The organism is Nonomuraea zeae (assembly GCF_005889725.1).
Lineage (GTDB): Bacteria > Actinomycetota > Actinomycetes > Streptosporangiales > Streptosporangiaceae > Nonomuraea > Nonomuraea zeae.
The window spans coordinates 1-7070 of sequence record NZ_VCKX01000458.1; the positions used below are offsets into that span (position 1 = coordinate 1).

At 72.4% G+C, this 7070-nt stretch carries 7 protein-coding genes; 5 read left to right on the plus strand and 2 right to left on the minus strand.

Features of this window, described 5'->3' with window-relative positions:
* Nucleotides 1–1447: LamG domain-containing protein (locus tag ETD85_RS58700; RefSeq protein ID WP_170247435.1), on the minus strand; the 1447-nt coding region annotated here is incomplete at its 3' end.
* 173 nt (nucleotides 1448–1620) lie between these two features.
* Nucleotides 1621–3063, minus strand: coding sequence for an amidohydrolase family protein (locus ETD85_RS58705; protein ID WP_138698487.1), 1443 nt, complete (start codon nucleotides 3061–3063; stop codon nucleotides 1621–1623).
* Between the two features lie 194 nt (nucleotides 3064–3257).
* On the opposite strand from ETD85_RS58705, the gene ETD85_RS58710 reads away from it, so the two are divergent.
* The 5 genes from ETD85_RS58710 to ETD85_RS58730 form a co-directional block, all read left to right on the plus strand.
* Nucleotides 3258–4448, plus strand: coding sequence for a CaiB/BaiF CoA transferase family protein (locus ETD85_RS58710; protein WP_138698488.1), 1191 nt, complete (start codon nucleotides 3258–3260; stop codon nucleotides 4446–4448).
* Nucleotides 4445–5260: a citryl-CoA lyase gene (locus ETD85_RS58715; protein ID WP_138698489.1), complete on the plus strand. Its 816-nt coding sequence runs from the start codon at nucleotides 4445–4447 to the stop codon at nucleotides 5258–5260. The genes ETD85_RS58710 and ETD85_RS58715 overlap by 4 nt, the downstream gene beginning before the upstream one ends.
* Nucleotides 5253–6119 (plus strand): DODA-type extradiol aromatic ring-opening family dioxygenase, encoded by an 867-nt coding sequence (locus ETD85_RS58720; RefSeq protein ID WP_138698490.1) that lies wholly within the window; start codon nucleotides 5253–5255, stop codon nucleotides 6117–6119. Before ETD85_RS58715 ends, ETD85_RS58720 begins: the two co-directional genes overlap by 8 nt.
* Nucleotides 6116–6478, plus strand: a complete 363-nt coding sequence (locus ETD85_RS58725; RefSeq protein ID WP_138698491.1) for a hypothetical protein — start codon at nucleotides 6116–6118, stop codon at nucleotides 6476–6478. The genes ETD85_RS58720 and ETD85_RS58725 overlap by 4 nt, the downstream gene beginning before the upstream one ends.
* The coding region (locus ETD85_RS58730; protein WP_138698492.1) for a zinc-binding dehydrogenase at nucleotides 6478–7070 on the plus strand (593 nt) is incomplete at its 3' end. The genes ETD85_RS58725 and ETD85_RS58730, both read left to right, overlap by 1 nt.

Here is a 7070-nt window from a genome sequence, read left to right on the forward strand (position 1 = left end):
CGCCCTCGCTGCCCTTGCGCGCGATGACGGTCCCGGAGCCGCCGGCGGTCGTGCGGATCCACGCCTCGGCGGTGAAGTCGCCGGTGCCGATCGCGTACATCGGGTGGGCCGGCGCCGACAGGAAGGCGCCGCCCGACAGCGACAGCGCGTGGTCCCCCTTGGCGCCCGGCGTCTGGAACGTGACATCTCCGGTGACCACGGCGGTGTTGCCGGTGCTCGACAGGTCGTGCCCGCTCTGGTACGAGAACGGCCAGTAGCCCAGCAGCCCCGGCTCGTCGGGCCGCGGCTCCGCGTACATGTCGGTCAGCACCTGCGCCGCCGACCGCGCGACGCGCCACAGCTTGACCTCGTCCACCGACCCCGTGAAGGACCGGTACTGCTCCTGCGCCTGATCGACCATGCCGATCAGCAGCCGCCGGGTGGCGGAGATCGGCAGCGCCCCCGCGCCGGGCCCGCCCAGCGTGCCGCGCACCTCCGCGCCGTCGAGATAGATCGTCAGCATGGCCTGCCGGCGCACGGCGGCCACGTGGTGCCAGCGCGTGTCGTTGACGGCCGTCGGCACCGTGACCACTTCGCGGAACGTCCGGCCGTCGTCGGTGGCCAGCTTGATCGTCCCGTCCGGCCGGACGACGAGTAAGTACCCGCCCTGCTGCGGCCCGCCGTCGGTGCCCTTATAGCCCACGACCGTCCCCGACCCGCCCGGGGCGGCCGTGCGGACCCAGGCCTCGACCGTGAAGTCCGACCCCTGCAGCACGTAGCCGCTGGTGGGCGGCGCGGCCAGGTAGCCGCCGCCGGCGAGCACCGCCGTGAAGTCGCCCTTGGTGACGGGCGCGCCCGGGCTGGTGAACGTCGCGCCCGCGCCGCTGGGCGTCATCGCGTTGCCCTGCCGGGAGCGGTCGGAGCCGTCGCCGAGGTCGAAGCCCCAGTAGCCGAGCAGCGTCCCCTCCGTGGCCGCCGGCACGGTCCGCAGGTCCGAGGCGACCTGCTGCGGCGTGCGCGCCGCCGACCAGAAGGCGACCGCGCCGATCGTGCCGGTGAAGAAGCGGTACTGCTCCTGCGTCTGGTCGACCGCGCCGACCGTGATGCGCCGCTGGTTGGACACGTTCAGCGGCGACGTGCCCGAGCCGCGGGCGGTCACCTGCTGGGCGGCCCCGTCCACGTAGATCTCCAGGGCCCCGGCCCGCCGCACCGCGGCCAGGTGGTGCCAGTAGCCGTCGCTCACCGCCGTCCGGCCGGCCGTCACCGCCTCCCAGAAGGTGGTGCCGCCGTCGGTGGCGAACTTGACGATCCCCTGCGGCTGGATGACCAGCAGGAACCCGCCGCGCCCCGTCCCTCCGTCGGCCCCCTTGCGGCCGATCACCGTCCCGGCCCCGGTGCCGCGGACCCAGGCTTCGACGGTGAAGTCACCCGTCCCGATCTCGTATGAGTTGTGCGGGTTCGCCGCCATGAAGGCAGCATTGGTCAAGGACACGGCAAACGTCATCGGACCCCACCCCTTGGAAAGGCGACGCCTGCTCTACCCACCCCGGAGGCGTCCCCCGGTCAAGCTCTCTCGCGGCGGAAGGGCTGTCAATAAGGGCGGAGGGTTCTGTCACACATCGGACAGTGACCGGCTGATCGTCAGAGGCGGTGCGTGGAGTCGCTTCGGTAGTCCGTGTACGTGTATGGGTTGTCGAGCACCTTAGAGGCGGGGATGTCGGGGTTCATGCCCTTCTCCCAGGCCTCCTCGCCCATCTCTCCGCGCAGGTAGTCGATGGTGCGGCCGGCCTGCGCGCGGGCGGCGGCCAGGTCGATGCCGACCAGGCGATGCTCGTGCTTGACCACCCGCCCGTCGACCAGGACGGTGTGCACGTCGCCGCGCTGCGCCTGGAACGCCACGTGACCGAACGGGTTGAGCAGCGGGAACGACACCGGGGACGCGTCGTTCTTGATGAGCACGAGGTCGGCCTTCTTGCCCGGCTCGATCGTGCCCAGGTCGTCGCGGCCGATCGCCTGCGCGCCGCCCCGGGTGGCCCAGTCCACGACCTGGTCGGCGCGCAGGGCGCAGTGGGTGACGGTGTCGCCCTTGGCGTGCGCCTCCAGGTGCTCGCGGGAGCGGTCGGCGCCGAGGGTGGCCCGCATGGCGGAGAACAGGTCGCCGCTCCACCAGACGCTGGTGTCCATGGACAGCGAGACCGGGATGCCGTGGGAGCGGATGGCCCACGTGGGCGGGTAGCCCTGCCCGGCGCTCTGCTCGCTCTCCGTCGAGACCGAGATGGAGCCGCCGGTGGCCGCGATGCGGTGGTAGGAGTCGGCCGACAGCGAGGCGGCGTGCACGTAGATCGTGCCGGGGGTCATGAAGCCGTGCTCGTACATCAGCCGGATGCCGTCGTCGCCGGTCGCGCCCCACACGCCGGCGTGGGTGGTGACCGTCGCGCCGAGTTCGCGGGCGGCCTCGAAGGCGGGCCGCTCGGGGAAGGACGGGTCGCCGAGCACGTCGAAGGCGAGCTGGAAGCCGAGCAGGTCGTTGTCGGTGACCCGGCGGCGGACGAAGTCGCGGAACTCCGGCGCGCTCGTCCACTCGGCGGGCGGCTGCTGGATGTTGCCGTACGCGAGCACGTACCGGCCCGGCACTCCTTGCAGCGCGTCGGCGGCGGCGTCGGCGTGCTCCACGGTCCGCAGGCCGTGCGACCAGTCCACGACGGTCGTGACGCCGGCGTCCAGCGCCTCGATCGCGGCCAGGGTGTTGCCCGCGTGCACGTCCTCGGGCCGGAACCGCTTGCCGTGCTCCAGGTAGAACCAGACGAAGTACTGGGTGAGCGTCCAGTCGGCGCCGTAGCCGCGCAGCACGGTCTGCCACATGTGCCGGTGGGTGTCGATCATGCCGGGCACGATGATGCCGCCCGACGCGTCGATCTCGGCGGTGCCCTCGGGCACCGCCAGCTCGGGGCCGACGGCGGTGATCCGGTCCCCGCTGACGAGGACGTCGGCGCGGGGCAGCACCCGCCTGCCGTCCATGGGCAGCACGGTGCCACCGCGCAGCACCAGGGGGCGTCCGGCCTCGAACTCGGTCCGCTCGCTCATCGTCAGGACTCCTCACGGCGCAGGGTGGCACATGCCGAACGGTTGTCCGCTGCACGGTCATTCTGTTCGCCGTAACTCTACGATCGCCGGGGCCGCTGTCAAGGGTGCGCGATCCCCTGGCTTGATCACAGGCGAATGTGCCAGACTCGCGACTACGGACAAACGTCCGTCTGGTGAATGGTCGAGGAGGCCGGATGACAAGCGACACCGCATCGGACGGGCCGGCGAGAGGCGGGCCGCTGTCCGGGGTGCTGGTGGCCGACTTCTCCAGGGTCCTGGCCGGGCCGTACGCCACGATGCTGCTGGCCGACCTGGGCGCCGACGTCGTCAAGGTAGAGGGGCCCGGCGGGGACGACACCCGTGGCTGGATGCCGCCCGTGCGGGGCGAGGTGTCGACGTACTATCTCGGGGTCAACCGCGGCAAGCGGTCGATCGCGCTCGACCTGCGGGACGACGGCGACGCGACGGCCGCCAGGGAGCTGGCCCGCCGCGCGGACGTGCTGATCGAGAACTTCCGGCCGGGCGGGCTGGACAAGTACGGCCTCGGCTACGCCGCCGTCCAGGCCGCCAACCCCGGCATCGTGTACGCCTCCATCAGCGGCTTCGGATCGGGAGCCGGGGCCCGGGTGCCCGGTTACGACCTGATGGTGCAGGCCATGTCGGGGCTGATGAGCCTGACCGGGGACCAGGACGGGCCGCCGTACCGGGCCGGGATCTCGGTGTTCGACGTGATGGCCGGCAACCACGCCGTCATCGGCATCCTCGCCGCGCTGCGCCACCGCGAGGCCACCGGGCAGGGGCAGCACGTCGAGGTCAACCTGCTGTCGTCGGCGCTCACGGGGCTGGTCAACCACAGCTCCGCGTACGTGGCGGGGGGCGTCGTGCCCTACCGGATGGGCAACGCGCATCCGAGCGTGTTCCCGTACGAGCCGCTGCCGACCGCCGACAACGACCTCATCGTCACCGCCGCGAACGACGGCCAGTTCCGCAAGCTGTGCGAGGTGCTCGGCATCCCCGAGATCGCCGACGACCCGCGCTTCGCCCGCAACGCCGACCGCACCGCGCGCCGCGAGGAGCTGCGGCCGATCCTGGTCGGTCGGCTGGCCACGCGCGGGGCGGTCGAGTGGTTCGAGCTGCTGGTCGAGGCGGGGGTGCCGAGCGGGCCGATCAACACGATCGACGGCGGCTTCGCCATGGCGGAGCGGTTCGGGCTGGACCCCGTCGTCGAGGTCGGGGAGGGCGAGCGGGCGGTGCCCAGCACGCGGCACCCGATCCGGTTCTCCGAGACGCCGGTCCGCTATACGCTGCCGCCACCGGAGCTCGACGAGCACGGTGCGGAGCTGCGCAAGTGGCTGGCCGCGCCGGACGAGGAGGAGCGGGCGTGACCGAACGCGACTACCCCACGGCGCTCGGGGCGTCGTCGCTCAAGACGATCACCCTGCTCGGGCATGACCTGGCCGAAGACGTGATGGGCCAGGTGGGCTTCGGCGAGCTGGCGTTCTGGCTGGCCGCGCAGCGCCGCCCGGCCCCCGGCGAGATCCGCGTGTTCGAGGCGGTCCTGGCCGCGCTCGCCGATCACGGGTTCACGCCGACCGCCATCGTGACGCGGCTGACGTACCTGTCGGCGCCGGACTCCGTACAGGGTGCGCTGGCGGCCGGGCTGCTCGGCGGCGGGTCGCGCTTCCTCGGCGTCACCGAGGACTGCGGCCGCTTCCTCCACGACGTGCTGCGCGCACACGGCGAGCCGCTGCCCGCCGACGACGCCGGCTGGGACGCCCTCGCCCTGGAGACCGTCCGTGCCCGGCGCGAGGAGCGCAAGCTCATCCCCGGCCTGGGCCACCACGTGCACAAGGACGGCGATCCGCGCACGCCGCGCCTGTTCGAGATCGCGGCCGCTGAGGGACTGTACGGGCCGCACCTGTCGGTGTTCGCCGCGATCGGCCGCGTGCACCCGCAGGTGCTGGGCCGGACCCTGCCGCTCAACGGCGCCGGGGTGTGCGGGGCCGCGCTGGCCGACCTGGGCCTGCCGCTGGAGCTGCTGCGCGCCTTCGCCCTGCTGGCCAGGACCGCCGGGCTGATCGGGCAGCTCGCCGAGGAGCTGCGGCGGCCGGTGGCCAACGAGATCTTCCTGTCCGTGGACCTGAACAACCGGTCCATTCCCCCCGAGCCGTACCCAGATGGAGGTTCGCATGGCTGAGCTCGTCGCGGTCATCGCATCCACCCACCATCCCTTCTACTACCGCGCCTCCACCGCCACGGGCGAGGACCGGCCACCGTTCGCCGACGAATGGGTGCGCAAGGTCGAGGCGTTCCGCGAGACCCTCACCAGGGCCAGGCCCGACGTGCTGGTCATGGTCGGCTCCGACCACTTCCACCAGCTCTGGCTGGACAACATGCCGCAGTTCCTGGTCGGCAAGGCGCCCTTCTACGACGCGAACTTCTACAACGAGGAGCGCGAGTTCGGCCTGCCCCGCCTGCTGCTGAAAGGGGACGAGGACCTCTCCTCCCACCTCCTGCGCGGCGGCCTGGACCTGGGCTTCGACCTGGCCTTCTCCAACGAGCTGCGGATCGACCACTCGATCACGTGCCCGATCATCACGCTGCGCCCGCAGAACGACCTGCCGATCGTGCCCGTCTACACCAACATCTTCGCCCCGCCGCTGCCGCGCCCCAAGCGGTTCGTCCAGCTGGGCGAGGCGATCCGCGAGCTCGTGGAGTCCTGGCCGGGCGAGCAGCGGGTGGCGGTCATCGGCACCGGGCACCTGTCGCTGGAGCTCGGCGGGCCGCGCCAGTTCGGGCCGCACGGCCCCGACCCCGAGTTCGACCGCAGGGCCGTGGAGTGGATCTCCACCGGGGACCTGGAGGGCTGCCTGTCGGAGGTCACGCTCGACAGCCTGTGGAGCCCGGGCAACGCCACCCACGGGTTCATGGACTTCATGCTGATGATGGGGGTCGCGGGGGAGGGCCGCAAGGCCGACTACGTGGACACCTACGACCTGTTCCACACCATGGAGGCGTACTTCACCTGGTACCCGGACGGAGGCGGCCGCGCGTGAGCAAATATCTGCTGAACAAGTTCCTGTTCACCGTCGATCGAGACCCTGAGCTGGTCGAACGCTACCGCGAGGAGCCGCGGGCCACGGTGGAGTGGTGGGAGTCCGAGTACGCCAACCGGATACTCGGCAGCCATTCCGGCGAGTCGTCCACCTGGCTGCGCTTCGACGACATCGAGCGCGAGGCGCTGGCCGCCCACGACTACCCGAAGCTGTTCGAGCTGGGGGCGCATCCGTTCCTCACGCTGACGCTGTTCATCGCGATGTTCGAGCGCGACTACGCCGAGCCGCTGGGGTTCCAGCTCGAATACGCCCAGCGGCTGTCCCACCACACCCTGCCGTATCCGGACATCGCCACCTGATGCGTGCCGCCCTGATCGAGACCTGCGGGCGGCCGCCCGTCCTGGCCGGCCGCCCCGACCCCGCGCCGGACCCCGGCTGGGAGCAGGTGCGGGTCCTCGCCGCGCCGATCACCCCGCTGGACCTGCTCTGCGCGAGCGGTACGTCCTACTTCGGCGCGCCCGCCCTGCCCTACGTGCCCGGCGTCCAGGGCGTCGGCACGGTGGGCGGGCGGCTCGTGTGGTTCCCGACCCCGGCCGGGATGGCGCCGGGGGACGGCAGCATGGCCGAGCTGGCCCTGGCGCGGGCCGAGGACCTGGTCGAGTTGCCCGCCGGGGCCGATCCGGTCGCCGTGGCGGCGCTCGGGCTGTCGGCGGTGGCCGCGTACCTGGCGCTGACCTGGCGCGGTGAGCTGGCGGCGGGGGAGCAGGTGCTCGTGCTGGGCGCGGGCGGCGTGGTCGGGCAGGCGGCGGTGCAGCTGGCCAGGATCGCGGGCGCGCGCCGGGTCGTCGCGGCGGCCCGCTCGGCCGCGGGGCTGGCCCGGGCGAAAGAGGCGGGCGCGGACGCCGTGGTCGCGCTCGACACGCTTGATCCGGACGGCGCGGGCGGGTGGGA